Below are 26196 nucleotides of genomic sequence, written 5' to 3' on the forward strand. Positions count from 1 at the left end.
GACCTGACAACGTTTTCCTGACAACGCTTCCCTGCGACAAAAGCGCCGAGCGACATCCATTCGCTTGATTGGCGGGGCGAGCGGGTACAATTTGAAGACGTCGCGTTCACCCCCCACAGCGCGACACGCGTACCGCCGGCCCGAGGTTGCCCCTAGTCCTCGGGCCGGTTCTACGTCCATATCCCAGCCCATCGCGAGTTGAGTGCTACCGTTTCACGAGAACGGTCGGCGACGAGATGTGGCCGCCTTACACCGCCTCCAGCAGCATCATCGTCCCCTGGCCGCCGTCGGCGCAGATGCTGACGATCGCCTTCTCGCCCTTGCCGCGCGCGGCCAGCTCCTTGGTCGCCTGGCTGAGGATCCGCGCGCCGGTGGCGCCGAACGGGTGGCCGATCGCCAGGCTGCCGCCGGTGGGGTTCATCCGCTCGCGCGGGAAGGCCCCGAGGTCGGCGGTCACCCCGGCCTTCTCGGCCAGGAACTTTTTGCTCTCCCAGGCGGCGATGTGCGACAGCACCTGAGCCGCGAAGGCCTCGTGGATCTCCCACAGGCCGATGTCGGACAGGGTCAGGCCGTTGCGCGCCAGCATCCGCGGCACGCCATAGGCCGGGGCCATCAGCAGGCCCTCGTGGCGCAGGTCGATGGCCGTGACCTCGTAGTCGAGAATCTTCACCCGCGGCGTCCGCTCGGACAGCCGCGCCAGCCCCGCCTCCGAGGCCACCCAGAGGCTCGACGCGCCGTCGGTCAGGGGCGAGGAATTGCCGGCCGTCAGCGTGCCCTGGCCGCTGGTCTTGTCGAAGGCCGGCTTCAGCCTGGCCAGCTTCTCCAGCGTGCTGTCCTTGCGCGGGATGGTGTCGCGTCGCGCCTCGCCGACCGGGATGACCAGGTCGTCGAAGAAGCCGTTCTCCCAGGCGCGCACGGCGTTCTGGTGGCTGGAAAAGGCGAGGGCGTCCTGGTCGACGCGAGACAGGCCCCAGTCCTTGGCGGTGATCTCGGTGTGCTCGCCCATCGACAGGCCCGTCGTGCGGTTGGCCACCTTGGGCACATAGAGCCGCGCATCGGCCGCCTTGAACGCCGACAGCACGGCCAGCCGCCCCTTCAGGTCGCGGGCCTGCTGGAAGCGGCGAATCCAATCCGACAGCCGCACCGACAGCCCGATCTGCACCCGGCTCATCGCCTCCACGCCGCCGACCAGGGCCAGGTCCCGACCACGTCCGTCGATCATGCCGGCGGCGTCCAGCACCCCGGCCATGCTGGTCGAGCAGGCCATGACGGTCGAGAAGGCCGGAATGGTCGGGTCGGCCCCGGCGTCGAGCAGCACCTCGCGGGCGATGTTGCTCCAGGTCAGGTTGGGGATCACCGTGCCCCAGACGGCGAAGTCGGGCCGCGCGCCCGTCTCCAGCATCGCCTTCACCACGGGCACGGACAGGTCGATGGCGTCGTGGGCGGCCAGGGCCCCGTCGACCTTGGCGAAGGGCGTGCGCAGGCCGGCGGCGAGCCAGAGGTTGGAGGCGGTCATGAACGGCGTCCGTAAGAGGGTCTGTTACCGATAGATAGGCGCGCGCGGACCGCTTCGCTTGTCGAAATCCGCCGCCCTCAGGAGTAGCGCTCCTCGGCCCACGGATCGCCGCGGTTATGGTAGCCGCGCTCCTCCCAGAAGCCCGGCCGGTCGGCGGCGACGAACTCGATCCGCTTCAGCCACTTGGCGCTTTTCCAGAAATAGAGATGCGGCGCGACCAGCCGCACCGGCCCGCCATGCTCGGCCGCGATCGGCGCGCCCTCCCAGCCATGAGCCAGCAGCACGCCCTCGTGGGCGAAGTCTTCCAGGGTCAGGTTGGTGGTGTAGCCGTCGTAGGAGTGCAGCACCACGAACCGCGCCTCGTCCCTGGGCGCGACGGCCAGGATCAGGTCGCGGGTCAGCACGCCGTCCCAGTGGTTGTCGTAGCGCGACCAGGTGGTGACGCAGTGGATGTCCGACACCGGCTGGCTCTGGGGCTGGGCCAGCAGGGCCGGGAAATCCCAGGTCGCCGGACGCGACACCAGGCCGTCGATCCGCAGCCGCCAGTCCTGGCGCGGGACGTCGGGCTTGAGGCCCAGGTCCAGCACCGGCCAGTCGCGGGTCAGGTGCTGGCCGGGCGGCAAGCGCTCGGCCTCGGGCCGCGCGGTGTGGCCGGTCAGGAACTTGCCGCTCCTGGCCCAGGCTTCCTTGCTGCGGGTGAGCTTGCTGTCTTCCGGCGGTTGGTCGTCGTCCATCGGGGCCTCCTGGCGAAGGAGGCTAACGCGGAGATCCGGCGCGCGGCTTGAAGAAAAGCCTCAGCGGTCGCCGAAATCGACGTCGCGGCGGGCGGCCACGATGGTGACGATGAAGCCGGCCAGCACGTCCAGCAGCACCATCAGGGTGATCAGGAAGAACACCGAGGTGGCGAAGGCCGGCAGCAGCAGGAGCTGCACCAGGCAGACGATGAACAGCACCATCGACAGCGAGTGGTTGATGATCGCGATCTTGCGGCTGGTCGTCGATTTCAGCAGCTCGACGAACAGCACCACCAGCGAGGCGCCCAGCAGCAGGTCGCCCCAGCTGACGATCCAGTCGACCCGCGAGGCCATGTGGATGCGGAACAGCTGCTCGCTGAACCGATAGCTGGCCGCGTCAGACGAGAACCCGCCGCCGACGGTCAGGGCCAGCAGATTGTAGATCAGCACCGGCAGGGCCAGCAGCGGAAAGGCGGCGAACATTGGTGATCCCCTCGACGACCGCCAGAGTTAACCGGTTTTCGACCGCCGGTGAAGCTGGCGCCGCTTGGCGGGCGAGCGGGCGCGTGCGCGTCCCACGAAGCCTCTCTGATATCCCGTCATTCCCGCCCTTGTGGCGGGAACCCCTCTTTCAGCCGCAAGGGCGGACGAGGCGGCGTGCTCAGCACGCCGCTTGCGCTTCCCGTAAAAGCGGAACCAGGGTTTCCCGCCACAAGGGCGGGAATGACGGGAGTTTGAGGAGGCGCGCCGCGCCTACGCCTCGTCGACGCCCTGCGGGTTCCGCGCCCGCGATTGCAGCCAGACCACGCCGAACAGGTCGCGGATCGAGGCCTTCAGGCGGCCGAAGTTGGTGTATTTCGACACCCCGGTCTCGCGGTGACGGTGGTTCACCGGCTGGAAGGTGATCTCGTAGCCCTCGCGCAGCATCAGCGCCGGGATGTAGCGGTGGATGTGATCGAAATAGGGCAGGCGCAGGAAGGCCTCGCGGCGCATGGCCTTCAGGCCGCAGCCGGTGTCGTTGGCGGTGTCGTGCAGCAGGCGCTTGCGCACGCCGTTACCGAACTTGGAGGCGAAGCGCTTGGCGTTGCTGTCCTGGCGCTTGACCCGCTCGCCGCCGACCAGGGTCAGGTTGGCGGGCGCGGCCTGCAGGGCCTTGGCCAGGCGCGGCGCGTCGGCCGGGTCGTTCTGGCCGTCGCCGTCCATGGTGATCACGATCGGGGCGCGGGCGGCCAGGATGCCGCTGCGGATGGACCGGCTCTGGCCCGAGTTCTTGCGGTGGCCCAGCACGCGCAGCTGCGGGATCTCGGCCTTCAGGGCGGTCAGCAGGGCCTTGGTGTCGTCGCGGCTGGCGTCGTCGACGAAGATCATTTCGTAGGACTCGCCGGCGAAGGCGGCGGCGATCTCGCGCGCCAGGGCCGGCGCCGCGCCGCCTTCGTCGAACACGGGGACGACGACGGAGAAATCGGGGATCGCGGCGGGATTGGAAGACGTCATGGCCGCTTTTACCGCAAAACTCGCGCCAGGAAAGGATCGTGCTATTTCAGCAGGCATGAGCCCAGTTACGACTCCAAGCCTGAGCCTTGAATCCCGCCTCGACGCCTGGTCCCGCGGCTGGCGCGCGCCGGTGTTCGCCGCCCTGGTGGCCCTGATCGCCGGCCTGCCCGGCCTTTTCGCCATGCCGCCGCTCGACCGCGACGAGTCCCGCTTCACCCAGGCCACGGCCCAGATGCTGGAGACCGGCGACTATGTGAACATCCGGCTGCAGGACCAGCCGCGCAACAAGAAGCCGGTCGGCATCCACTGGCTGCAGGCCGTGGCGGTGTCGGCCGTCTCGGCGCCCGAGGACCGGGGCATCTGGGCCTATCGTATCCCGTCGCTGCTGGGCGCCATGCTGGCCGCCGCCGCCTGCGCCTGGGGCGCGGCCGCCTTCTTCGGCCCGCGCGAGAGCCTGCTGTCGGGCGCGATCCTGGGGGCGACCTTCCTGCTGTCGACCGAGGCCTTCATCGCCAAGACCGACGCCTCGCTGTGCGGCTTCACCACCCTGGCCATGGCCGGCCTGGCGCGGATCTACGCCGCCAGCCTGGCCGGCGAGAAGGCCGGTAAATGGCCCAAGCTGGCCTTCTGGATCGGCATGGCCATGGCCGCCCTGATCAAGGGTCCGGTCGGCCTGCTGGTCGTGCTGCTGGCCGGCCTGGCCCTCTGGGCCTGGGACCGCAAGGCGCCGTGGGCCAGGCAGCTGGGCTGGAGCTGGGGCCTGATCCTGTTCGCCGCCATCGTCCTGCCCTGGGCCTGGATGATCACGGTGGCCACCGACGGCGCCTTCTGGGGCGCGGCCGTGGGCGGGGACCTGGCCCCCAAGCTGGCCGGCGGCCACGAGCGCCACGGCGGCATCTTCGGCTACTACGCCCTGCTCTCGCCGCTGCTGCTGTTCCCGGTAACCCTGCTGCTGCCGGCCGCCCTCGTCCTGGCCTGGACCGGCCGCAAGGAGCCGGGCGTGCGCTTTGCCCTGTGCTGGCTGATCCCGACCTGGCTGATGTTCGAGCTGCTGCCGACCAAGCTTGCCCACTACACCCTGCCCGCCTTCGGGGCCCTGGCCATGCTGATGGCCGCCGCCCTGCGCGCGCCCCTGGGCCTGGTCTCGCGGATCGTCGGGACGGTGCTGCTGGCCATCGCCGGCTTCGCCTTCGCCGCCGTCTGCGTCGTCGCCTGGAAGCAGTACGCCGCGCCCTCGACCCTGCCGCTGGCCATCCTGTCGGCCCTGCTGTTCGTGGCCTCGGCCCTCGCCGGCGGCTGGCTGATCCTGCGCCGCCAGGCCGCCAAGGCCCTGGTCACGGCCGGGGTGCTGGGCGTCCTGGCGCACGGGACCATGGCCGGTCTGCTGGCCCCGCGCCTCGACTCCCTGTGGCTGTCGCAGCGACTGGCTCGCGCCCTGGAGAAGGCCGACCTCGCCCCCCGCGCCGGGGCCTTCGGCCCGGTGGCGGTGACCGGCTATTCCGAGCCCAGCATGGTCTTCCAGGTGGGCACCACCACCCAACTGACCGACGCGGACGGCGCCGCCGACGCCGTCGACGAAGGCCGACCCGCCGTGGTCGAGGGCCGCGAGGACGCCAAGTTCCGCGCCGCCCTGGCCGCCCTCGGTCACGCGCCGCGCCCGGCCGGCGAGATCAAGGGCCTGAACTATTCCGACGGCGACGACGAGGTGCTGCGGATCTATCGCGGCGAACCCCGCCGCCACGACGCTGTCGAGCGGGCTGAAGAGGAGGCGCAGCCATGAGCCGCTTCATCGAGATCGTCGAGGTCGGTCCCCGCGACGGCCTGCAGAACGAGAAGGCCCTGCTCAGCGTCGAGGAAAAGCTCGACCTGATCCGCCGCCTGGAAGCCGCCGGCGCCCGCCGCACCGAGGTCGTCTCATTCGTCAATCCCAACCGCGTGCCTCAGATGGCCGGGGCCGAAGAGATCATGGACGCCCTGGGCGGCCCCGATCCCAAGCGCTCGCGCATCGGCCTGGTGCTCAACATGCGCGGCTGGGAACGCTGCCTCTCGACCGGCTGCGACGAGGCCAATGTCGTGGTTTGCGCCTCGGACGGCTTCGGGGTGAAGAACCAGGGCGCCACCGTCAACCAGCAGCTCGACACCCTGGCGGCCATCGTCGAGCGCCAGGCCGTCGAGGGCGGCCCGCCGATCACCGCCACCATCTCAGTCGCGTTCGGTTGCCCGTTCGACGGCGAGGTTTCGCAAGACCAGGTCGTGGCCATCGCCCGCGAGGCCGCTGCCATGAACGTGCCCGAGATCGCCATCGCCGACACCATCGGCGTCGCCGACCCGTGGACGGTCCGCAAGCGCATCGACGCCGTCCGCGCCGCCGCACCCGACGCCCGCCTGCGCATGCATTTCCACGACACCCGCAACACGGGCCTGGCCAACGCCTTCGCCAGCGTCGAGGCCGGCGTCGACATCCTCGACGCCTCGGTCGGCGGCCTCGGCGGCTGTCCGTTCGCCCCGGCGGCGACGGGCAATATCGGCACCGAGGATCTGGTCTACATGCTGGAGCGGGCCGGGTTCGAGACCGGCTACGACCTGGAAGCCCTGATCGCCATCGGCCGCGACATCAGCGAACGCCTGGGCAAGGCCCCGGCGTCGTCGCTGGCGCGGGCGGGCGGGTTTCCCAAATAGTCCCTCTCCCCTTGGGAGAGGGTGGCCCCGCGGAGCGGGGTCGGGTGAGGGGTCGCACAAACAGAAACGCCGCGACAGCCGATCAGCCGCCGCGGCGTTGGATTTCTGAGAGACCCCTCATCCGTCGCCTTTCGGCGACACCTTCTCCCGCAAGGGGAGAAGGAAACTACGCCGCGAAGCGGCCCAGGTCCTGGCGGCTCTCCACCAGGTCCAGCACGTCGCCCATGCGGAAGCCCGGATCGACCGGGTGCAGGGCGTCGTAGATCGAGCGGGCGAAGGCGAGATCGGCCGGGGTCTTCACGCGCCAGTCGAGGCCCGACCAGTCGCGCACGGCCCGCAGGTGGGCGTGGCGGAAGCGGCCGGCCTGCTCGCGGATGGCGGCGGTCGGCGAGATGCGGGCCAGCGGGTCGCGTTCTTCGGCGGCGGCGGTGCGCAGGGTCTGGGCGGTGACCACCTCGACCTCCAGCCCGGCCGGATAGGTGCGGTGCACGCGGTTGGAGGCGTAGTCGGCGCCGGTGCTCAGGGCCAGGCGGACCGTCTGGTCGATCAGGCCCGGATCGACGAAGGGCGCGTCGCCCTTCAGCCGGACGATGTGGCTGACCGGGCCGGCGGCCTCGGCGCAGCGGGCGATGCGATCGAGAATGTCGGCGCCCGCCCCGCGATGGACGGTGACGCCGCGCGAGACCAGGAAGCCGGCCAGAGCGTCGTCGGGCGCCTGGTCGCTGGTGGCGACGATGATCTTGGAAAGGGTGCGCGCCTCGCGGATCCGCTCCAGCTGGCGCAGGATCATCGGCTGGCCCTGAAGGGTCGCCATCGCCTTGCCGGGCAGACGGCTGGAGCCCATGCGGGCCTGCAGGACAGCGAGGATCATCGGCTTTGCCTCCCTTCGAGGCGTCTTCTCGGTTCTTTTTTGAACCTTGAGCTTCGAGTCGGGCGCCCCGCTAGGCGACCCAACGTCGCGGGTCGAGGGCCACCGGATCGTCGATGGCCATCTCGTCCCAGTCGAGGTCCGGCGGCGGGCTGGAAGCGGCGGCGACGACGGCCGACAGTTCGGCGGCCGAGGTCACGCCGACGATCACGGCCGAGGCTTCCGTGCGCGACAGGGCAAAGCCGAGGGCGGCTTGCAGCGGGTCGGAACGGCCCTCGGCGATCATCCGGCGCACGCGCGACAGGCGGCCCGAGGCCCCCTTCAGCTGGGCCGGCACGCGGTCGGGCGGCAGGAACAGCAGGCCGTTGAGGAAGATCGAGCGCAGCTGCACCTCGACGCCCATGCCGGCGATGCGTTGCAGCGAGCCGTCGGCCAGCAGGCGCTGGTCGAGCAGGCTGGCCGGCGCCTGGATGATGTCGGGCTTGAAGCGGCGGGCCACGCCGACCGGATCGTCGGTGGCGTGGGCGGAAATGCCGATGTTGCGGAACAGGCCCTGCTCGCGCAGGCGCAGCAGGCGGTCCCACATGGCCGGGCCATGGACGCCGAACAGTTCCGACGGCGATTGAACGACGATGGTGTCGGCGCGCTCCAGGCCCAGGCGGCGCAGCGAGGCGCGGGCCTCGGCCTCGACGAAGTCCGGCCCACGGTCAGCGCGGGCGGCGGCCAGGCAGACGCGGGTCGAGACGGGACGCGGGATCAGGTCGCCGAGCACGGATTCCGAACGGCCATAGACGCCCGAGACGTCCAGCACCGACAGGCGGGCGCGGGCGGCGATGTTCAGGATGTCACGCGCCTCGATCTCCGGTGAACGCGAACGCGGCGACGCGTTCATGCCATCCAGCCCGAACTGGGCGGCGGCGAGACCGAGCTTGGAGACGGTGAGCGACATGAAATTCCGCGTCGGGTGAGCACCAATTGAAACCGACCGTACGCGCCAAGGTTTGAAGAAGGCGTTTCTGGAACCTTGCCGAGGGGTTAAGATCGAGCCCATGGACCCGACCGATCCCGCCGCTCCTTCCGGCGCCGAATGGCCCCTGCACGGACTGGCCGACGACGTCCGGCCGGCCCTCGCCCGCGCCCTGGCGGAAGGACCGACGGTGCTGGCCACCATCGTCGCCCTGGAGGGCGGCGGCCCGCGCCCGGTCGGCACGCAGATGCTGTTCGGACAAGGCTTCGCGTCCGGCTTCCTGTCGGGCGGCTGCATCGAGGGCGACGTCGAGATCCATGCCCAGGAGGTGCTGGAGACGGGCCGACCGAAGCGCCTGGTCTATGGCGAGGGCAGCCCCTGGCCGGACATCCGGCTGCTGTGCGGCGCGCGCGTCGAAATCCTGGTCGAGCATCTCGACAGTGACGACGCGGCCGCGCGCGACCTTTTGACTCATGCAACCCAAAGACGGCCGGCCCTGTGGTTCAGCGACGGGATTCGGCGGGTCTGCGCGCCGGCCGGGGCGACTCCGGTCGTCTGGCCAGGCGTCTTCGTGCGCCGCTTCGATCCCGTCTCGCGGCTGGTGGTGATGGGCGGCGACCCGACCGCCCTGGCCCTGGCCAGTCTCGGCGCCCAGGCCGGCTTCGAGACCACCCTGGTCCGCCCCAAGGGTCCGCTCGCCGCGCCGCCCCTGGCCGGCGTCGCCTACAGCCGCGCAGCCCCCGCCGAGGCCCTGGCCGCCATCGGCCTCGACGCCTGGACGGCGGTGGCGGTGTGCAGCCACGACATGACCCTGGACCACCAGGCCCTGCTGGCCGCCCTGCCCTCGCGCTGTTCATACGTGGGCCTGCTGGGCGCGCGGCGGCGGCTGGCCGAACGGCTGGCGGCCTTGCGGGCGTCGGGGCTGACGGAGCGGGACCTCGTCAAGCTCCGCGCGCCGATCGGCCTGGATCTCGGCGGCAAGGCGCCGTTCGAGGTGGCGATCGCCGTGATCGGCGAGATCATCGCCACGCGGCACGGGCAGCCGGCGCTGGAGCGGCGGGCGGAGGTCGCTTTCTGATCCCTCTCCCCTTGCGGGAGAGGGTGGCCTCCGAAGGAGGTCGGGTGAGGGGTCGATGACCCGATCAACCGCGAAACAGAGCGGCCGGGTGCGGCCTTTGAAGTCTGAGAGACCCCTCATCCGACGGCTTCGCCGCCACCTTCTCCCGCAAGGGGAGAAGGGTCAGATTTTCCAATCCCCCGACTTCCCGCCCGTCTTCTCGACCAGTCGCACGGCCTCGATGACCATGCCCTTCTCGGCGGCCTTGAGCATGTCGTAGATCGTCAGGCAGGCCACCGACACGGCGGTCAGCGCCTCCATCTCGACCCCTGTCGGCCCCGTGGTCTTGACGCGAGCGACAACGGAAAGCCCGCCCTCGCCGGGCTCGACCTCGACCACCACCTTCGACAGGGCCAGCGGGTGGCACAGGGGGATCAGGTCGGACGTCTTCTTGGCGGCCATGACCCCGGCCAGCTCGGCCACGGCGCGGACGTCGCCCTTGCGGCCGGTTCCCGACACGGCCAGGGCCAGGGTCTCCGGCGTCATCCGCACGAAGCCCTCGGCCACCGCCTCGCGCACGGTCGAAGCCTTGTCGGAGACGTCGACCATCCGGGCCCGGCCCTGGTCGTCGATGTGGGTCAGCTTGCTCACCGTTCCAGAAGCCCTATCGCTCTAGAAGTCGAGGCATCAGCTCGACCATGTTGCAAGGCTTGTGGCGGCTGTCGAGCTGCGGGCCGATGACCTTGTCCCAGCCGTCCTTCACCGCCCCGTTCGAGCCCGGCAGGCAGAACACGAACACGCCGTCGATGATGCCGGCCGTGGCCCGTGACTGCAGGGTCGAGAGCCCGACCGTGGCGTAGGACACCAGGTGGAACACCACCGAAAAGCCGTCGATGACCTTGTCGAACAGCGGCTCCAGCGCCTCGACCGTCACGTCGCGGCCGGTCAGGCCGGTGCCGCCGGTGGAGACCACCGCATCGACCTCGCCGCTCGCGATCCAGCCGCGTACGGTGGACCGGATCTTCTCGATGTCGTCGCGCACCACGGCCCGGCCGGCGAACGCATGGCCAGCGGCCTTGACGCGCTCGATCAGGATCTCGCCCGAGGTGTCGCTGCGCTCGTCGCGGGTGTCGGAGACGGTGAGGATCGCCACCCGAACCGGCTTGAACGGCAGCTCCGGCTTGATCCCGCCGCCCGGGGTGAGGCCTGACATGCGATAGCTCTCCTTGCCTTCGAACGATTGCGCGACGCCCGCGCCCTTCGACAGGCTCAGGGCGAGGGCGACTGCAAAGGTTCCTCATCCTGAGCTTGTCGAAGGACGAGGAACCGCTTCCACGGCCTAGTCCCAACGCTCCGCGTCGGTCATATCCTGCGCCGTCGGCTCGATCCAGCGAGCGCCGCCTGGGCCATGCTCCTTCTTCCAGAACGGGGCGCGGCTCTTCAGCCAGTCCATCAGGAAGTCGCAGGCCTCGAAGGCCGCCCGGCGATGCTTCGACGCGGTCGCCACGAACACCACCGCCTCGCCCGGCGCGATCCGGCCCACCCGGTGGACGATCCGCCAGTCCTGCAGGCCGAACCGCGCGGCGGCCCCGACCGCGAAGGCCTCGATCGCGCTTTCGGTGAAACCCGGATAGGCCTCCAGCTCCAAGATCGACGCGGCCCCGCCCTCGGCGCGGGCTAGGCCAACGAAGCTGGCCACCGCCCCGGTCTCGTCGCGGCCGGCGCAGAAGTCGCCCAGCAGCGCGCCGGGCTCGAACGGCGCCTCGGTCAGGGTGATCATCCGCCGCTCATCGGCGGCAGGAAGGCGACCTCGGTGGCGGCCGCCAGCACGGCCTCGCCGCGCACCAGGGCCTTGTCGACGGCCACCTGCACGCCGGGACCGGCCAGGGCTTCGGCGAGGTCGGCGTCGTCATTGGCGATGGAAATGCGCAGGGCGGCCAGGCTGGCCGCCTCGACCTCGCGCTCGCGCCAGCCGGCCTGGTCGGCCAGGCGCCCGAACAGCAGCACGCGGGCCATCGCCTAGCCTCCGGTCGTCGACATGTGGCGGGCCACGGCCGGCCGGGGCGCGTCGACCTGGAAGTCATGGCCCTTGGGCTTGGATCCGATCGCCGCATGGATCGCCGCCACCAGCTCGCCGTCGGTCGCCCCGCCGCGCAGCACGGCCCGCAGGTCGCTGGCGTCGTCACGACCCAGGCAGGTGTGCAGGGTGCCGGTGCAGGTCAGCCGCACGCGATTGCAGGCCTCGCAGAAATTGTGGCTCAGCGGCGTGATGAAGCCCAGGCGCCCGCCGGTCTCCTCGACCTTGGCGTAGCGGGCCGGACCGCCGGTGGCGTAGGCCAGGTCCGTCAGGGTCCAGTACGACGCCAATTCGCGCCGCACCTCGCGCAGCGACAGGAACTGGTCGGTGCGGTCCTCGTCGATCTCGCCCAGGGGCATGGTCTCGATCAGGGTCATGTCGCAGCCGCGATCGTGCGCCCACTGGATCAGGGCCGGCAACTCGCCGGCGTTGTCGCGCTTCAGGGCCACGGCGTTGATCTTGACCTGGATCCCGGCCGCCAAGGCGGCGTCGATCCCGCCGATCACCTTGGCCACGTCGCCGCCGCGCGTCAGCCTGCGGAACAGGTCGGGCTTCAGCGTATCGAGCGAGACATTGATCCGCTCGACGCCCAGCGCCGCCAGATGCTCGGCGTGCTGGGCCAGCTGGGTGCCATTGGTCGTAAGGGTCAGCTCGTCCAGGGCGCCGGTCTTCAAGTGGCGCGACAGGCTTTCGACCAGCCCCATGATCCCCTTGCGCACCAGCGGCTCGCCGCCCGTCAGGCGCAGCTTGCGCACGCCCAGGCCCACGAAGGTCGAGGCCAGGCGGTCCAGCTCCTCGAGCGTCAGCACCTCCGCCTTGGGCAGGAAGGTCATGTGCTCGGCCATGCAATAGACGCAGCGCAGGTCGCAGCGGTCGGTCACCGACACCCGCAGATAGGTCACCGCCCGGCCAAAGCCGTCGATCAGGCGAGGGGTGTCGTCAGGGGACGTCATATCCGCCATAGAATAGGCGTCTCGGGGCTCGGCGGAAAGGGAACTGATGCGGCTTGAGGCCATCGTTCTGGCGGCGGGGGCCGCGCGGCGCTTCGGCGGGGGCAAGCTGGCCGCCGATTACCGGGGCCGACCGCTGCTCGATCACGCCCTGGACGCCGCCCTGGACGCACCGGCCAGGACCGTGACCGTGGCGCTCCGCCCCGGCGACGCGGCGAGCCTGGCGCTGGTTGAGGCCCGCCCCGACGCCCGCCTGCGCCCCTTGGCCGCGCCGGACGCCGACGAGGGGCTGGGCGCCTCGCTGCGCACGGCGATCCTGGCCCTGCCGGCCGACGCCGACGGCGCCTTCGTGTTTCTCGGCGACATGCCCCTTATTCCCCGCGGCCTGGCCGCGCGCCTGGCCCAGGCTCTCGACGCCGGCGCGGGGATCGTCGCTCCGGTCCAGGCCGGCCGTCGCGGCCATCCGGTGCTGTTCGCCCGCCGCTGGTTCGACGATCTGGCCGCCCTCAGCGGCGATCGCGGCGCCCAGGGGGTGCTGGCCAAGGCCGGCGACGACCTCGTCCTGGTCGAGACCGACGATCCGGGCGTGCTGTTCGACGTCGATCTGCGCGAAGACCTGGTGCGAGAACCGGGCGCGGTCGCCTAGCCCTCCAGCGCGGCCCGCCGGGTCTCGCGCCAGTGCAGCCAGACACCCAGGGCCAGGGTGAGCAGGATGGCGTAGCTCCAGACGGCCAGGCTCATCATGTAGGTGTTGATGGTCACCCGCAGGTCGATGAGGGCCGCCAGGTGCGAGACCACCGCCACCAGCTGGAAGGCCGCGATGGCCACGGTCCACAACAGGCGCGAGCGCACCGACTCCCACATGAAGAGGACCGCCGTCAGGACGTCGACCACCATCAGCCCGACGTCGGGATTGATCCGGCTGTGGCGGAAGATCACCAGCGAGGCCGCCCACGAACCGAGCACGACGATGGCGATGCGGCTGGCCGAAGGGCCGCCGCGCCAGAACGCCAGGCCGCAGATGGCCAGCGCCAGGAAGAGATAGAAATAGGCCGACACGCGTACACCCCCAGTCACCGCATCAGGTTGACGCAAGTCCGGCCCGGATCAAGTGCGATCCGGGCCGGAGTTACGCCTTGGATGTCGGCGGCGCCCTGACCGGCAGGGATAGCCTTTCAGTGCCGCGTCTTCTCGCCTTCGCAGAGAATCCGGCGGATTTCATCGACGACGCGCACCGCGCCGTCGGCGTCGTCCGCCGCTTCCATGTCGACGAGCCGGCGCAACAGCACCGTCAGCACCCGTCGCTGGGTCGGACCCAAGGAGCGAATGCACCGCCCGAACTCGGCGGCCTCCTCGATGGCCGGATCCATGGTCGCCAGGACCGCGCTCATGCCGCGCTCTCCATCACAAACCTCCCCCGAAGCGATCAGGCGGCCCGGCCGCCGTCGACCGCGCGCAAGCCGGAGGTGCGCGGCGTGTCGCCGCCCTCGACCTTGCCCAGGTCGCCTTGGGCCAGGGCCCCGCAACCGATCTGCGAACGGACCTCGGCGAGATCGCCGTGCGCCTTCACGATCGTGCGGCGGGCCGACAGGATGTGGGTCAGGGTGACGCCCAGGGTCTCCAGGGCTTCCTGGCCGATCACGGCCGACAGCTGCGCGTCCAGCCGCAGCGTGGGCAGCAAGCCCATCAGCTCGGCGGTTTCACGCACGGCCGCGTCGATGGCGGCTTCGGCTTGTTTCAGTTTTTCGGCCCCGGCTCGGGCTGCGTCGCTGCGCTTCATGCAAGACTCTCCCACTCGCGCGGGCGCCCCCCGCACGTTCAAAGGCTTGGATTGTTGGAAACTCGGTTTTTCGACTGGCCCGAGACCGACGATCAGTTCGTCGGCGGGGCGCTCCAGCCCTCGCGGAATCGCTGGAGGGCGAAGAGGAATTCATGGGCGCCCATGGTCACCACGCTGAGCAGCACGCCGGCCGCCAGGGCTGAAACCACGATGAGGCCCACCCATTGCGCTGGGGTCAGGTCATGGCGCCAACCTCCCCGCGTTCGGATCTGATCGGGCTGTCGTCCGACAGGAACGCCGTGGCCGCGAGGACTCGCAGCAACAGCTTCGAAGGGGGATCCCCAGCCGCCTGAGCCTTGCGCAACGCCGAGACGGTCTCCGGCACCAGCCGCTCCCGTTCCGGCGTCGCCGCCATCAGCGTCAGGCCCTCTTCCAGCGACTTCCAGCTGGCGATGAAGAACGCCGAACCGGGAGGCGAGCCTGAAGCCCTTGTCTTGGGTGTATTGTCGTTCATGGCCGCTCCCGCTGCTGTCGTCAGGAGAGACCGGCTCGGGGTCGTCGGCTAGGCCCGGTGATTGCCTACGGTAGTCATTACCGGGGTCCCATTTTCCGGGCGCCTGCTCCCAGGCCACGAAGGCCAGTGCGGCGTCGCGGCGCGGCATGCCGGCCAGGCGGCGCCGGGCGCTGAGCACGTGCATCTCGACGGTCTTGGGCGACAGGCTGAGCAGGCGCGCGATTTCCTTGGAGCGCTGATGCTGGGCGATCAGGCGCAGGATCTCGCGCTCACGGGGCGTGAGCTTCTCGAAACCAAGGCTGTCGGCAGGCTCGACCATGGCGCTAACATGGTCCCAGCACAGCCTCCCGTCCAGCGGCTGCGGCGTCAATTCCGGACGTTTCAAAGTTAACAATCAGACAGTTCGCCCGATTGCCCCCCTGACGAGACCCCGGATGGAGTCTCGCTCAGGCGCCGCCCACGAACGGCAGGCGGGTGGTCGCCTGGCCCGACAGCGCCAGCAGGGCGTTGGCCGTCGCCGGGCCGATCACCGGCGTGCCGGGCTCGCCCACCCCGCTCGGCGGGGCGGCCGACGGCGCGATGTGGGTCTCGACGCTCGGCGCCTCGGCGATCCTCAGCACGCGGTAGGTGTCGAAATTGCTCTGGTCCACCACGCCCTCGGTCAGGGTCACCTGGCCGTACAGCGCCGCCGACAGGCCGTAGCAGGTTCCACCTTCCATCTGGGCGGCGATCTGGTCGGGCGAGATGGCCACGCCGCAGTCGATAGCGGTGACCACCCGGCCGACGCGCGGCTCGCCGTCAACCAGCTTGACCTCGGCCACCTGGGCGACGACCGAGCCGAAGCTCTCGTGCACCGCCACGCCGCGCGTCCAGCCCTCTCCCGCCTTGGGCCCGGCCTTCTCGATCGCGAGGTCCAGCGCCGTCAGGTGCCGGTTGGCCCCCGCCTTGGCGTAGAGGGCGCGGCGGTACTCCACAGGATCCTTGCCGGCCTTGCGGGCCAGCTGGTCGATGGTGTGCTCCATGACGAAGGCGGTGTGGGTCGCCCCCACCGAGCGCCACCACAGCACCGGCACGCCCACTTCTGGGAAGGCGACCTGGGCGTCGACGATCGGCGTGGCCTTCAGATAGGGCGAATCCGACGCCCCCTCGACGGCGGTCTGGTCGACGCCCTTCGAGGGCATCGGCGAGTCCTTCATGATCGACTGGCTGACGATGCGATGGCGCCAGGTCGCCGGCAGGCCGTCCTTGTCGAGCGTCACCCGCACGGCGTGGACCACCAGCGGCCGGTAGTAGCCGGCCTTCATGTCGTCCTCGCGGGTCCAGACCAGCTTCACCGGCTTGCCGCCCCCGACCTTCTTGGCCACGTGCACGCACTCGGCCACGTAGTCGGCGTTGAAGGTCGCCCGCCGCCCGAACGAGCCGCCGGCGAACAGGGTCTCGACCTCGACCGAGCCTGGCAGGGTTCCGACGATCCGGGCCGCGGCCAGCTGGTCCAGCGTCTGGCCCTGCGAGCCGTGCACCAGCTTGACCGAATTGCCGTCGACGATCGCCACGCAGTTCATCGGCTCCATGGTGGCGTGGGCCAGGTAGGGGAACTCGTAGACCGCCTCGAAGGCGTCGGTTCCGCCGGCGGCCTGGGCCGCGTCGCCCTTGGCCCCGAACGATTCCCACTTCTGGTCGGCCGGACCCTTGCCGGTGGCCAGGTCCCGGAAGGCCGCCGTGATCTGCGCCGAACCGCGCTTCTCGGCCTTGGCCTCGTCCCAGCGCACGGTCACGGCTTCCTTCCCCAGACGCGCGGCCCAGGTGGATTTCGCCACCACCGCCACCCCGGTCGGGATCTCGAAGACGTCGACCACGCCCGCCACTTTCCTGGCGGCATCGGCGTCGAAGCTGACGACCTTGGCCCCGAAGCGCGGCGGATGGACGACCATGGCCGTCAGCATGTCGGGCAGGTGGACGTCCTGGGTGTAGCGGGCCGTGCCGTCGCTCTTGGCCTGGCCGTCCTTGCGGCGCACCCGCTGGGTGCCGATCAGGGTGAAGGCCTTGGGATCCTTCAGGGCCGGGCTCTCCGGCGGCGTGACCTTGGCGGCGTCGGCGGTCAGGTCGGCGAAGGCGGCGGACTTGCCCGAGGCGTGGGTCAGCACCCCGTCCTTGACCACGATCTCGCCGGCCGGGACGTTCCAGCGATTGGCGGCGGCCTCGACAAACATCGCCCGCGCGCCCGCCCCGGCCTTGCGCAGCTGCTCCCAGCTGTTGGAGATCGCCGAGCTGCCGCCGGTCAGCTGCGCGCCCAGGGCGCCGTTGCCGTAGAGCTTGGCGTTGGCCGGCGACTGCTCGACCCGCACCTTGGCCCAGTCGGCGTCCAGCTCCTCGGCGACGATGGCCGCCAGGCCCGCATGGCTGCCCTGGCCGAACTCGACATGCTTGGAGATCACGGTGACGAAGCCGTCGGGCTCGAAACGGATGAACGGGCCGAACGCTCCGACCTCGACCTTGGAGCCGGCGCTCATCAGGTCGGCCGGCGAGCAGCCGACCACCAATGCGCCGCCGACCACCGCGGCTCCGACCACCACCTCGCGGCGGCTGAAGCCGTCCGGTTTAACGGGAGCGTTCATCGCACCTCTCCGCGCTGCACGCGCGACGTCGCGCCGGAGGCGGCCGAGATCGCCTCGTCGATATCGGCCTCCGCCGCGGGCTTGGCGGCGGGCGGGGCCGCCACCACGGGAGCGGCGGCGCTGGAGGCGGCGTCCTTGATCGCCGCCCGGATCCGCTGATAGGCGCCGCAGCGGCAGATGTTCCCGCCCATGGCCGCGTCGATGTCGTCGTCGGTGGGCTTCTTGTTGGCTTCGAGCAGGGCGGCGGCCGACATGATCTGGCCCGACTGGCAGTAGCCGCACTGTGGCACGTCCAGCCTGACCCAGGCCTGCTGCAGCGGATGGGCGCCGCCCAAGCCTTCGATGGTGGTGATCTTGGCGCCGGACAGCGCCGCGATCGGGGTCACGCAGGAGCGCACCGGGTCGCCGTTGACGTGCACCGTGCAGGCCCCGCACTGGGCCAGGCCGCAGCCGAACTTCGTGCCGGTCAGGCCCAGCTCGTCGCGCAGCACCCACAGCAGCGGCGTATCGGGATCGGCCTCGACCGACATCGCCTTGCCGTTGACGTCCAAGCTCGCCGCCATGCGTCGCCTCCCTGCCCTTGCACCTGAGCTAACACCGTTCCCCAGGCGGTTCGCCAGTGAAATTTTAACGCCGTCAGGATCGCCCCAAAGCCGGTTCCGCGACGCCTGTTGCGCGAAAGGCCTCACGCTCGCGCCCGACGCGCCCTAGCTTGAACGCACGACTTCTTCAGAGGACGCGACCTTGGATTCCTTCCCCGCCTATTTCCCCCTCGCCGGCCGCAAGGTGGTGATCGCCGGAACCGGCGAGGGCGCCGAGGCCAAGGCCCGGCTGTTCGATGGCGCCCCGGCGACCCTGATCCGGCTGGAGGACGCCAAGGCCTTCCTACCCGGGTCCTATACCGGCGCGGTGCTGGCCTTCGTCTCCAGCCCGGACGAGGTGTTCGTCCAGGCGGCCGCCCGGGCCGCGCGGGCCGCCGGCGTGCTGGTCAATGTCGTCGACAAGCCGGCCATGTGCGACTTCAACACCCCCGCCGTCATCGACCGCGGCGAGGTGGTGGCGGCCGTCGGCACCGGAGGGGCCGCGCCCGTGCTGGCCACCATGCTGCGCTCCGACATCGAGGCCCAGGTGCCCGAGGGCGCCGGCCGGGTCGCGGCCCTGATGCGCAACTTCCAGAGCGAGGTGCGCGGCGCCCTGCCCACCCTGCACGAACGCCGGGCCTTCCTGCGCGAGGCGCTGTCGGGCGAAGCGGCCCAGGCGGCCATGACCGGCGACATGGAAAAGGCCGGCGTGCTGTTCCGGGAGGCCCTGGCCCGCAATGCCAAAAAGGACGGCAAGGTCCGCTTCGTGGCCGGCAAGGGCCCCGCCGACCTGCTGACCCTACGCGCGGTGCGGGCGCTCAGCGCCGCCGACGTGCTGGTCATCGACACCGGCGCCGACCCCGAGGTCGTCACCATGGCCCGCCGCGACGCCCAGCGGCTGTCGCCGGCCGAGGCCAGCCCCGAACACCTGATCGAACTGGCCAAGAGCGGCCGCCAGGTCGTCCGCCTGGTGGCGGCGCCGGTCGAACCGGCCGACATCCAGGCCCTGGCGGCGGCGGGGGTGACGGTCGAGGTGCTGCTGACGGCGCCGGCCGGCTAATTGAAACCTCTCCCGTGGGGAGAGGGAGGGGCCCGCGCCGCAGGCGTGGGAGGGTGAGGGCGTACGCCGTCGGCGGTCCCGTCACCAGTTCGTCCCCGTCATTTCCGGAAAGGTCTAAGCCCCCTCACCCTCCCATGCTGCGCATGGGCCCCTCCCTCTCCCTATGGGAGAGGTTTTCTTCGCCGCATTGACTCCCCGCCCCCCCTCCGTATGTTCCGCGCCGTTCGAGTGACTGGCGTTGAAGGTGGGTGACCACCGGGGAGCTCGAGACGCATATGCCGCGCGCCTGGGCTCCTTTCTGACCGCAACCAGACCCGGAGTCCCCCGTGCCCGCCGCCCCCGACTATCCGTCCGCCCCCGATCTCGTCGCCCCCAAGCGCGCCCTGCTGTCGGTCTCCGATAAGACCGGCCTGGTCGAGGCGGCCAAGGTCCTGCACGAGGCGGGCGTCGAGCTGGTCTCGACCGGCGGCACCAAGGCGGCCATCGCCGCGGCCGGCCTGCCGGTGAAGGACGTGTCGGACCTGACGGGTTTCCCCGAGATGATGGACGGCCGGGTCAAGACCCTGCACCCCATCGTCCACGGCGGGCTGCTGGGCGTGCGCGACGCGCCCGAGCACGCCAAGGCCATGGCCGACCACGGCATCGGCGGCATCGATATCCTCTATGTGAACCTCTATCCATTCGAGGCCACCGTCGCGAAGGGCGGCTCTTACGAAGAGTGCGTCGAGAACATCGACATCGGCGGCCCGGCCATGATCCGCTCGGCGGCCAAGAACCACGGCTACGTCTCGGTCTGCACCGACCCGGCCGACCTGGGCGACGTGCTGGACGCCCTGAAGGCCGACGGCGGCACCTCGCTGGCCCTGCGCAAGACCCTGGCGGCCCGCGCCTACGCCCGCACGGCGGCCTATGACGCGGCGATCTCGGCCTGGTTCGCCGCTCAACTGGGCCAGGACTTCCCGGCCCGCAAGTCCATCGCCGGCGAGCTGCGCCAGACCATGCGCTACGGCGAGAATCCGCACCAGAAGGCGGCTTTCTACACCTTCCCCAATCCCCGCACCGGCGTGGCCACGGCCAAGCAGCTGCAGGGCAAGGAACTGAGCTACAACAACATCAACGACACCGACGCGGCCTTCGAGCTGATCGCCGAGTTCGACCCGGCCCAGGGTCCGGCCGTGGCCATCATCAAGCACGCCAACCCCTGCGGCGTGGCTCTCGGCGCGACCCAGCGCGAGGCCTATGAGCGGGCCCTGGCCTGCGACCCGACCAGCGCCTTCGGCGGCATCGTCGCGACCAACACCCGCCTGACCCGCGAAGCGGCCGAAGCCATGGTCGAGATCTTCACCGAGGTGGTGATCGCTCCGGAAGCCGACGACGACGCGATCGCCGTGTTCGCCGCCAAGAAGAACCTGCGCCTGCTGGTCACCGGCGGCCTGCCCGACCCGCTGTCGACCGGCGACACCTTCAAGAGCGTGGCCGGCGGCTTCCTCGTTCAATCCCGTGACGACGCGCGGATCAAGGCGACCGACCTGAACATCGTCACCCAGCGCCAGCCGACCGAGGAAGAGATCCGCGACATGCTGTTCGCCTTCCAGATCGGCAAGCACGTCAAGTCCAACGCCATCGTCTACGCCCGCGCCGGCCAGACCCTGGGCGTCGGCGCCGGCCAGATGAACCGCAAGGACTCGGCCCGGATCGCGGCCCTGCGCGCCGCCGACTTCGGCCTCGACCTGAAGGGCTGCGCCTGCGCCTCGGAAGCCTTCTTCCCGTTCGCCGACGGCCTGATCCAGGCGGCCGAAGCCGGCGCCACGGCGATCATCCAGCCGGGCGGCTCGATGCGCGACCCCGAGGTCATCGAGGCCGCCGACAAGCTCGGCCTCACTATGGCCTTCACTGGCGTGCGAGTGTTCAGGCACTAAAGGTCTGGCACTAGGGTCTTTGGGGAGCTTTCACGGCTCCCCAAATCCGACTACCCCCGCGAAGGCGGGGGCCCAAGCTGAGGTTCCGGAAAGCCCGCTTGGATCCCCGCCTTCGCGGGGATGCGCGGAGATGAAGACGGGAAGCTAGATGGACAGCACATCCTGGGGAGCCAAGGTCGTCGCGCGCTCGCGGGTGTTCAAGCCCGTGGGCCTGGGGCCTTTTCCGGTGGCGCTGATCCTGCACGGCTGCGGCGGCAAGACCCCTTTCCTGGAGACCTATGCCGAGGTCGCGGTGAAGGCCGGCTACGCCGCTGTCGTGCTCGACTCGTTCAAGCCGCGCGGCATGAGCACGCTCGACGGCAAGCTGTTCGTCTGCACCCTGATGACCCTGCACGGGGCCAAGCGCGCGGCCGACATCTTCGGGACCCTGGCCTGGCTGAAGACGCAAGACTGGGCCCGGGCCGACCAGGTGTTCCTGGCCGGCTGGAGCCACGGCGCCTGGACGATCATGGACGCCTACGCCCTGGGAACCTCGGCCCCATCGGCCACCGGCCTGCCCGACGCCGACGCGGTCGCCCTGCGCCAGCAGGTCAAGGGGGCGCTGCTGGTCTACCCCTATGCGGCCTATCCCTCGATGACCAGCCGGCGCGGCTGGGGTCCCGGCGCGCCGCCGGTCTGGTCGGTGCTGGGCCAGAAGGACGGGGTGGTCGGCTGGCGCTTCCCCAAGAAGGCGCTGGACCGCCTGACCGCCGACGGCGTCAGGGTCGACCTCAAGCTCTACGCCGACGCCACCCACGCCTTCGACGACGACAAGGCCAACGATCCCCGGGCGATCTATCGGCCGGACCTGTTCCAGGAGGTCCAGGACTATTTCGGCGCGGCCCTGCGCGCGGTGGCGTCGAAGCCTGGGATGTTTGCTTAAATAGAAAACCCCTCTCCCGTGGGGAGAGGGAGGGGCCCGTCCCGACGCATGTCGGGATGGGAGGGTGAGGGCGTACGCCGTCGGCGGTCCCATCACCCTTGATCCCTGCCCTGTCCGGACAGGTCTAAACCCCTCACCCTCCCAGGCTATCGCCTGGGCCCCTCCCTCTCCCTCTGGGAGAGGGTTTGGGATTAGTGCTTGAACGACACCGACACGCCCACGAAGCGCGGCTCGCCGGCGATGAAGGTGGGGATGCCGAAGGCGTCGCCGGTGTTACCGGCGTCCTTGATGTAGTCCTGGTCCAGCGCGTTGGTGACGAAAGCCCCGAAGGTCACCGGGCTGTCCTTGGGCTGGTAGCTCAGGCGCAGGTTCAGCAGGCCATAGGCCTTCTGCACCTCGTCCTGCACCGTGTCCTTGATGGTGCCGGTGGTGCTTTGCAGACGCGAGATGTCGTTGTTGTTGTCGAAGAACTGTTCCGACTGCCAGGTCCAGGTCGGCAGGAAGGTGAACGTGCCGATCCCGGTCTCGCGCGAGGCCTTCACGCCCAGCGAGAACGAGTGGTCGGGCGACAGGCGGAAGTGGTTGCCCTCGAACCGGCCGTTGCCGAACCGGGCGTGGCTGTAGCCGTAGGTGGCGAACAGCAGCAGGTCGGGCGTGGCCTTGAAGTTGGCCTGGCCCTCGAAGCCGTAGGCCTTGGCCTCGCCGGCGTTGATGGTGATGGCCGTGCCGGTGCTGGTCGTGCCGCTGGTCTGGAAGTTTTCGTAGCCGTAGCGGTAGATCGCGCCGTCGACGTTCAGGCGGCGGTCCAGCAGGATCGCCTTGGCGCCGACCTCATACGACGTGACCTCCTCGGCCGGGACCTCGCTGAGGCCAGCGCCGGTCAGCACCTTGGGCCGGCGGCCGGTCGAGACCGAGCCATAGACGTTGACGTCGTCGGCCAGCTCGTAGCGCGCCACCAGGCGGAAGGTGACGCCGCTGTCGGTGAAGTCCTTGTAGTAGGTCGAGACCGGCTGGACGATCAGGCCGCGCACGCCGGCCGTGGCGGAGCTGCCGCCGACGATCGACGGGCTGCTGATCGTGGCGCCGTAGCCGCTGGTCTTGTCGTCGTAGGTGTAGCGCAGGCCGGCGGCCAGCTCGAGGCGGTCGGTGGCCTTGTAGGTGACGTCGGCGAAGGCGTCGTACGACTTGGTCTTGCCGTAGTTGGTGTATTCCTCGGTCCGGCTGGACGGGAACACCGACAGGGCCGGGATGGCGTTGACCACGGCCATCGACAGGCCGCCCGGGATCGGCAGCTGGCCGGTCAGGAAGAGATAGGCCAGCTTCTCGTTGATCCGCAGCGGCACGCGCTGGCTGCCGTCTTCCCAGAACATGCTGACGCCGCCGAAGGCGCTGATCTTGCCGCCGGCGTCGTAGTTGAGGCGGAACTCCTGGCTGGCCGACTTGCCTTGCGCGTCCTCGGCGAACACGAACAGCGGCAGCGAGAAGCCGTCCGGATCGAACACTTCCTCGCCGCTGAAGTAGCGGTAGGCCGAGGTCGAGTTCAGGGTCAGGGTGTCGTTCAGCTTGTAGCTGGCCAGGGCCGTCAGGCTCCACAGGCGACGGTCCAGGCCCAGCGGCTGGCCGTTCTCGAAGCCATCGACGGTGGACAGGGCCGCGCCGGAATTGCGGCCGGTGTCGCCGACCACCTTGCCGGTGGCCGGGTCGGTCGGGGCGTAGGTCAGCGACTTGAACGAGGTGCCCGACGGATTGTCCTGCTGGTAGTTGTAGAGCACGTCGAGCTTGAAGCGATCGTTGGGCGTGTAGTTGACGGCCAGGCGCGCGGCCACAGTGTCGGTCGAGTTGAAGTCCTCGCCGCCGAGCAGGTTCTCGACATAGCCGTCACGCTTCTTGACGCGGGCCGAAAGGCGCACGGCCAGGGCGTCGGTGATCGGGGCGTTCACCATGCCCTCGGTCATGAAGTACCCGTAGTCGCCGCCCTCGACCTTGAGGCTGGCGTCGAAGTCGGGCTTGGCCTTGGCCTGGATGATATTGACCGCGCCGATCAGGGCGCCGCGACCGTACAGGGTCGATTGCGGACCCTTGGCGATCTCGACCCGCTCCAGGTCGAACAGCTCGACATAGCTGCCGCGCGACTTCGAGATCGACACGCCGTCCTGATAGACCGACACGCGCGGCTCGTTGGTGGCCTCGCCGCTGTCGGAGGTGATGCCGCGCATCACGAAGCCGGGGTTGTTGGGCGACTGGTTCTGCACGTCGAAGCCGGGCACGAACTGGCCCAGTTCCTCGAACTCCTGCAGGCCCAGCTCCTCGAGCACCGCGCCGGAATAGGCCGTCAGCGAGATCGGCACGTCCACCAGCTTCTGCTCGCGCTTCTGGGCGGTGACGACCACTTCCTGGACCTCGGCGGCGGAAGGCTCCGCGCCCGTCTCATTCGCGGTCGGTGCGGCCAGCACCGGGCTGGCGACCGTCAGGGCCAGCAGGCTGACGCCGGCGAGCGTCGCCTTGAGTGTGGTGGTGCGGATGGCGCGCATGGACTATTCCCCTCTAAACAACTGTACGAGGCCCCGCCCCTAGGGAGCGGCGATGTCGCTCACGCGACGGGCCTGTGACGGAGCCGTGAAACCGCGTGGCGGACAGCGAAGACGACATCGAAGACCTGCTGGACGCGCCCGTCGAAGGCGAACGGCGCCTGACGGCTGAACTGGCGGGCGATCTCGTCGGCCAGCGGCTCGACAAGGCCCTGGCGCTGCTGTTCGGCGAGCTGTCGCGCGCCCGGCTTCAGGCCCTGATGGCCGAGGGGCGCGTCTTCCGCCTCGGCACCGACCGCGCGCCGCTCGCCGTGACCAGCGGCTCGGCCAAGGCCCAGGCCGGCGACTACCTGGTCGTCGAACCGCCGCCGGCCCCGGCCATTCCGCTGCCCGAGGCGATCCCGTTGAGCGTGCTCTACGAGGACGCCCACCTGATCGTCGTCGACAAGGCGCCCGGCATGGCCGCCCACCCGGCCCCCGGCTGCGAGACCGGCACCCTGGTCAACGCCCTGCTGCACCACTGCGGCGACAGCCTGTCGGGCGTCGGCGGCGTGGCCCGTCCCGGCATCGTCCACCGGCTCGACAAGGACACCTCTGGCGTCATGGTCGCGGCCAAGAGCGACGCGGCCCATCGCGGCCTGTCGGCCCTGTTCGCGACCCACGACATCGACCGCATGTACGTGGCCCTGGTGCGCGGCGCGCCGACCCCGGCCGCCGGCACGATCGAAACCCGCCTGGGCCGCTCGCCCCACGATCGCAAGAAGATGGCGGTGCTGAAGAGCGGCGGACGCGAGGCGACCACCCACTACAGGGTCGAGCGCGTCTTTGGCGGCGACAAGCCGCTGGCGGCGCGGGTGTCCTGCCGGCTGGAGACCGGCCGCACCCACCAGATCCGCGTGCACATGGCGTCCAAGAGCTCGCCGTGCCTGGGCGATCCGGTCTATGGCGCCGGCGCTCCCGCCGCCCCGGTCAAGGCGGTGCTGGTCGAGACCGGCTTTACCCGCCAGGCCCTGCACGCGGCGGTGCTGGGCTTCGTCCACCCGGTGACGGGCGAGACCCTGCGCTTCGAAACACCCCTGCCGCCGGACATGGCGGCGGTCGAGGCGGGGCTGGAGGCGCTGTAGACGCCTTGCGCCCGAGCAATATTCGCGCCCTAATTCAGCTTCGCCGCCCGCGTATCGGTACAGGGCTGGAGATCCGTCCCATGTCCTTCGCCGCCCGCCTCGTTCCCGCCCTGCTGCTTCTGGCCGCGCCCGCCGTCGTGTTCGCCGCCGGCGCCGACGACGAGGTGGTGGCCACCGCCAAGGCGACGACCAGCCCGGCCCAGGCGCAAGCCGCGGCAGAAGCCGCCCCCGCTCCGGCCGCGCCCGCCGCGACCCGTCCGCTGACCACCCAGGAGCAGGTCGACGCCTGGCTGAAGGCCTCGCCGGTCAAGACGGTCGATGACGGCGGCCCGCTGAACCTGTCGCGCGCCGACGAAGACGGCCCGACCAAGCGCAAGATCCACGGCAGCGTCGAAGTCGGCGTCGGCACCGGCGGCTATCGCCACATGGGCGTCACGGCCTTCTATCCGGTCGGCGAGACCGGCACCCTGGGCGTCGCCGTCAGCCAGACCGACTATGGCAAGAACGGCCGCGGCGGCTACGGCTACGGCTACGGCTACGATGGCTACGGTTATGGCTATGGCGGCCTCGGCTACGGCGGTCTTGGCTATGGGGGCGGCCCCTACGGCTATGGCCGCGGCGGCAAGAGCCAGTCGATCGCCCTGTCGCTCGACATGTCTTCCGGCCGCAACGCGACCGACCGCTGCGTCGACAACGTGCGCGCCGTCGACGGCCGCTATGTCGAGCCGCTGTGGGCCACCGAGATGCGCGGCGCCCAGCGCCCCTGCGACATCCAGGACCGTCCCTAGCTCTCCCGTTCCGCCGTTCGCCG

General features: G+C 70.3%; 27 protein-coding genes, 1 pseudogene and 1 riboswitch. Of the genes and pseudogenes, 10 read left to right on the plus strand and 18 right to left on the minus strand.

Translation table 11 applies throughout. From position 1 onward, the window contains the following. Window positions 1-247: 247 nt before the first annotated feature. From I4Q42_RS14235 to I4Q42_RS14250, 4 genes are all read right to left on the minus strand, one after another. Window positions 248-1516: an acetyl-CoA C-acyltransferase gene (locus I4Q42_RS14235; protein WP_198576746.1), complete on the minus strand. Its 1269-nt coding sequence runs from the start codon at window positions 1514-1516 to the stop codon at window positions 248-250. 77 nt (window positions 1517-1593) lie between these two features. Further along, window positions 1594-2250, minus strand: coding sequence for a sulfite oxidase-like oxidoreductase (locus I4Q42_RS14240; protein WP_198576747.1), 657 nt, complete (start codon window positions 2248-2250; stop codon window positions 1594-1596). A gap of 60 nt (window positions 2251-2310) precedes the next feature. Then, entirely contained in the window at window positions 2311-2733 is a 423-nt protein-coding gene (locus tag I4Q42_RS14245; RefSeq protein ID WP_198576748.1) for a hypothetical protein, read from the minus strand. Window positions 2734-3003: 270 nt separating this feature from the next. Then, complete coding sequence (locus I4Q42_RS14250) at window positions 3004-3744, minus strand: glycosyltransferase family 2 protein (RefSeq protein WP_198576749.1); 741 nt, start codon at window positions 3742-3744, stop codon at window positions 3004-3006. Between the two features lie 79 nt (window positions 3745-3823). On the opposite strand from I4Q42_RS14250, the gene I4Q42_RS14255 reads away from it, so the two are divergent. Further along, window positions 3824-5524, plus strand: coding sequence for an ArnT family glycosyltransferase (locus I4Q42_RS14255; protein ID WP_198576845.1), 1701 nt, complete (start codon window positions 3824-3826; stop codon window positions 5522-5524). Continuing rightward, window positions 5521-6423, plus strand: coding sequence for a hydroxymethylglutaryl-CoA lyase (locus I4Q42_RS14260; protein ID WP_198576750.1), 903 nt, complete (start codon window positions 5521-5523; stop codon window positions 6421-6423). Before I4Q42_RS14255 ends, I4Q42_RS14260 begins: the two co-directional genes overlap by 4 nt. A 166-nt stretch (window positions 6424-6589) precedes the next feature. On the opposite strand, the gene I4Q42_RS14265 is transcribed toward I4Q42_RS14260, so the two are convergent. Further along, the gene (locus I4Q42_RS14265; protein ID WP_198576751.1) at window positions 6590-7294 is read right to left on the minus strand and encodes a glycosyltransferase family protein; all 705 of its coding nucleotides are present in this window, start codon (window positions 7292-7294) and stop codon (window positions 6590-6592) included. A 70-nt stretch (window positions 7295-7364) separates the two neighbouring features. Then, on the minus strand, window positions 7365-8240 hold the full coding sequence (locus I4Q42_RS14270) for a bifunctional regulator KidO (RefSeq protein ID WP_198576752.1): 876 nt from the start codon (window positions 8238-8240) through the stop codon (window positions 7365-7367). A gap of 100 nt (window positions 8241-8340) precedes the next feature. Here I4Q42_RS14270 and I4Q42_RS14275 point away from each other — a divergent pair, with 100 nt between their 5' ends. After that, the gene (locus I4Q42_RS14275) at window positions 8341-9336 is read left to right on the plus strand and encodes an XdhC family protein (protein WP_198576753.1); all 996 of its coding nucleotides are present in this window, start codon (window positions 8341-8343) and stop codon (window positions 9334-9336) included. Window positions 9337-9498: 162 nt separating this feature from the next. On the opposite strand, the gene moaC is transcribed toward I4Q42_RS14275, so the two are convergent. Further along, window positions 9499-9966: a cyclic pyranopterin monophosphate synthase MoaC gene (moaC, locus tag I4Q42_RS14280; RefSeq protein WP_198576754.1), complete on the minus strand. Its 468-nt coding sequence runs from the start codon at window positions 9964-9966 to the stop codon at window positions 9499-9501. A gap of 13 nt (window positions 9967-9979) precedes the next feature. Next, window positions 9980-10528 (minus strand): molybdenum cofactor biosynthesis protein B, encoded by a 549-nt coding sequence (moaB, locus tag I4Q42_RS14285; protein WP_198576755.1) that lies wholly within the window; start codon window positions 10526-10528, stop codon window positions 9980-9982. A 3-nt stretch (window positions 10529-10531) separates the two neighbouring features. On the opposite strand from moaB, the pseudogene I4Q42_RS26615 reads away from it, so the two are divergent. Further along, window positions 10532-10640 (plus strand): annotated as a pseudogene (locus I4Q42_RS26615) (hypothetical protein); the annotation flags it as partial. A 14-nt stretch (window positions 10641-10654) separates the two neighbouring features. Here the strand turns inward: I4Q42_RS26615 and I4Q42_RS14290 are convergent. Genes I4Q42_RS14290 through moaA form a run of 3 tightly spaced genes read right to left on the minus strand, consistent with a single transcriptional unit; the run spans window position 10655 to window position 12354 of the window. Then, complete coding sequence (locus tag I4Q42_RS14290) at window positions 10655-11095, minus strand: molybdenum cofactor biosynthesis protein MoaE (protein WP_198576756.1); 441 nt, start codon at window positions 11093-11095, stop codon at window positions 10655-10657. After that, window positions 11092-11331 (minus strand): MoaD/ThiS family protein, encoded by a 240-nt coding sequence (locus I4Q42_RS14295; protein ID WP_198576757.1) that lies wholly within the window; start codon window positions 11329-11331, stop codon window positions 11092-11094. Before I4Q42_RS14295 ends, I4Q42_RS14290 begins: the two co-directional genes overlap by 4 nt. A 3-nt stretch (window positions 11332-11334) precedes the next feature. Then, the gene (gene moaA / locus I4Q42_RS14300) at window positions 11335-12354 is read right to left on the minus strand and encodes a GTP 3',8-cyclase MoaA (protein WP_198576758.1); all 1020 of its coding nucleotides are present in this window, start codon (window positions 12352-12354) and stop codon (window positions 11335-11337) included. 37 nt (window positions 12355-12391) lie between these two features. On the opposite strand from moaA, the gene I4Q42_RS14305 reads away from it, so the two are divergent. Continuing rightward, complete coding sequence (locus I4Q42_RS14305) at window positions 12392-12988, plus strand: nucleotidyltransferase family protein (protein WP_198576759.1); 597 nt, start codon at window positions 12392-12394, stop codon at window positions 12986-12988. On the opposite strand, the gene I4Q42_RS14310 is transcribed toward I4Q42_RS14305, so the two are convergent. From I4Q42_RS14310 to I4Q42_RS14335, 6 genes are all read right to left on the minus strand, one after another. After that, window positions 12985-13401, minus strand: a complete 417-nt coding sequence (locus tag I4Q42_RS14310) for a hypothetical protein (protein ID WP_198576760.1) — start codon at window positions 13399-13401, stop codon at window positions 12985-12987. The two genes, I4Q42_RS14305 and I4Q42_RS14310, sit on opposite strands and share 4 nt — an antisense overlap. 116 nt (window positions 13402-13517) lie before the next feature. Next, the gene (locus I4Q42_RS14315) at window positions 13518-13733 is read right to left on the minus strand and encodes a hypothetical protein (RefSeq protein ID WP_198576761.1); all 216 of its coding nucleotides are present in this window, start codon (window positions 13731-13733) and stop codon (window positions 13518-13520) included. 35 nt (window positions 13734-13768) lie between these two features. Then, window positions 13769-14122 carry a hypothetical protein gene (locus I4Q42_RS14320; protein WP_198576762.1) on the minus strand — a complete coding sequence of 118 codons (354 nt, stop codon included), beginning with the start codon at window positions 14120-14122 and terminating at the stop codon, window positions 13769-13771. Between the two features lie 92 nt (window positions 14123-14214). Continuing rightward, window positions 14215-14955 (minus strand): response regulator transcription factor, encoded by a 741-nt coding sequence (locus I4Q42_RS14325; protein ID WP_198576763.1) that lies wholly within the window; start codon window positions 14953-14955, stop codon window positions 14215-14217. Between the two features lie 127 nt (window positions 14956-15082). Next, window positions 15083-17251 (minus strand): xanthine dehydrogenase family protein molybdopterin-binding subunit, encoded by a 2169-nt coding sequence (locus I4Q42_RS14330; RefSeq protein WP_198576764.1) that lies wholly within the window; start codon window positions 17249-17251, stop codon window positions 15083-15085. Next, window positions 17248-17814, minus strand: coding sequence for a (2Fe-2S)-binding protein (locus I4Q42_RS14335; protein ID WP_198576765.1), 567 nt, complete (start codon window positions 17812-17814; stop codon window positions 17248-17250). The genes I4Q42_RS14330 and I4Q42_RS14335 overlap by 4 nt, the downstream gene beginning before the upstream one ends. A gap of 181 nt (window positions 17815-17995) precedes the next feature. On the opposite strand from I4Q42_RS14335, the gene I4Q42_RS14340 reads away from it, so the two are divergent. From I4Q42_RS14340 to I4Q42_RS14350, 3 genes are all read left to right on the plus strand, one after another. After that, window positions 17996-18892 (plus strand): NAD(P)-dependent oxidoreductase, encoded by an 897-nt coding sequence (locus I4Q42_RS14340; RefSeq protein WP_198576766.1) that lies wholly within the window; start codon window positions 17996-17998, stop codon window positions 18890-18892. A gap of 218 nt (window positions 18893-19110) precedes the next feature. Then, a riboswitch (ZMP/ZTP riboswitch) is annotated at window positions 19111-19191 on the plus strand. 27 nt (window positions 19192-19218) lie between these two features. After that, on the plus strand, window positions 19219-20811 hold the full coding sequence (purH, locus tag I4Q42_RS14345; RefSeq protein ID WP_198576767.1) for a bifunctional phosphoribosylaminoimidazolecarboxamide formyltransferase/IMP cyclohydrolase: 1593 nt from the start codon (window positions 19219-19221) through the stop codon (window positions 20809-20811). Window positions 20812-20959: 148 nt separating this feature from the next. Further along, the gene (locus I4Q42_RS14350) at window positions 20960-21733 is read left to right on the plus strand and encodes a dienelactone hydrolase family protein (RefSeq protein ID WP_198576768.1); all 774 of its coding nucleotides are present in this window, start codon (window positions 20960-20962) and stop codon (window positions 21731-21733) included. A 191-nt stretch (window positions 21734-21924) separates the two neighbouring features. Here the strand turns inward: I4Q42_RS14350 and I4Q42_RS14355 are convergent, their stop codons facing one another. Next, on the minus strand, window positions 21925-24264 hold the full coding sequence (locus I4Q42_RS14355; protein ID WP_198576769.1) for a TonB-dependent receptor: 2340 nt from the start codon (window positions 24262-24264) through the stop codon (window positions 21925-21927). Window positions 24265-24359: 95 nt separating this feature from the next. On the opposite strand from I4Q42_RS14355, the gene I4Q42_RS14360 reads away from it, so the two are divergent. Both I4Q42_RS14360 and I4Q42_RS14365 read left to right on the plus strand, forming a co-directional pair. Then, window positions 24360-25385, plus strand: a complete 1026-nt coding sequence (locus I4Q42_RS14360; RefSeq protein WP_198576770.1) for an RluA family pseudouridine synthase — start codon at window positions 24360-24362, stop codon at window positions 25383-25385. Window positions 25386-25465: 80 nt separating this feature from the next. Further along, complete coding sequence (locus I4Q42_RS14365; protein ID WP_198576771.1) at window positions 25466-26173, plus strand: hypothetical protein; 708 nt, start codon at window positions 25466-25468, stop codon at window positions 26171-26173. The last annotated feature ends 23 nt before the right edge of the window (window positions 26174-26196 follow it).

Source organism: Caulobacter hibisci (genome assembly GCF_016135805.1).
Taxonomy (GTDB): Bacteria; Pseudomonadota; Alphaproteobacteria; order Caulobacterales; family Caulobacteraceae; genus Caulobacter; species Caulobacter hibisci.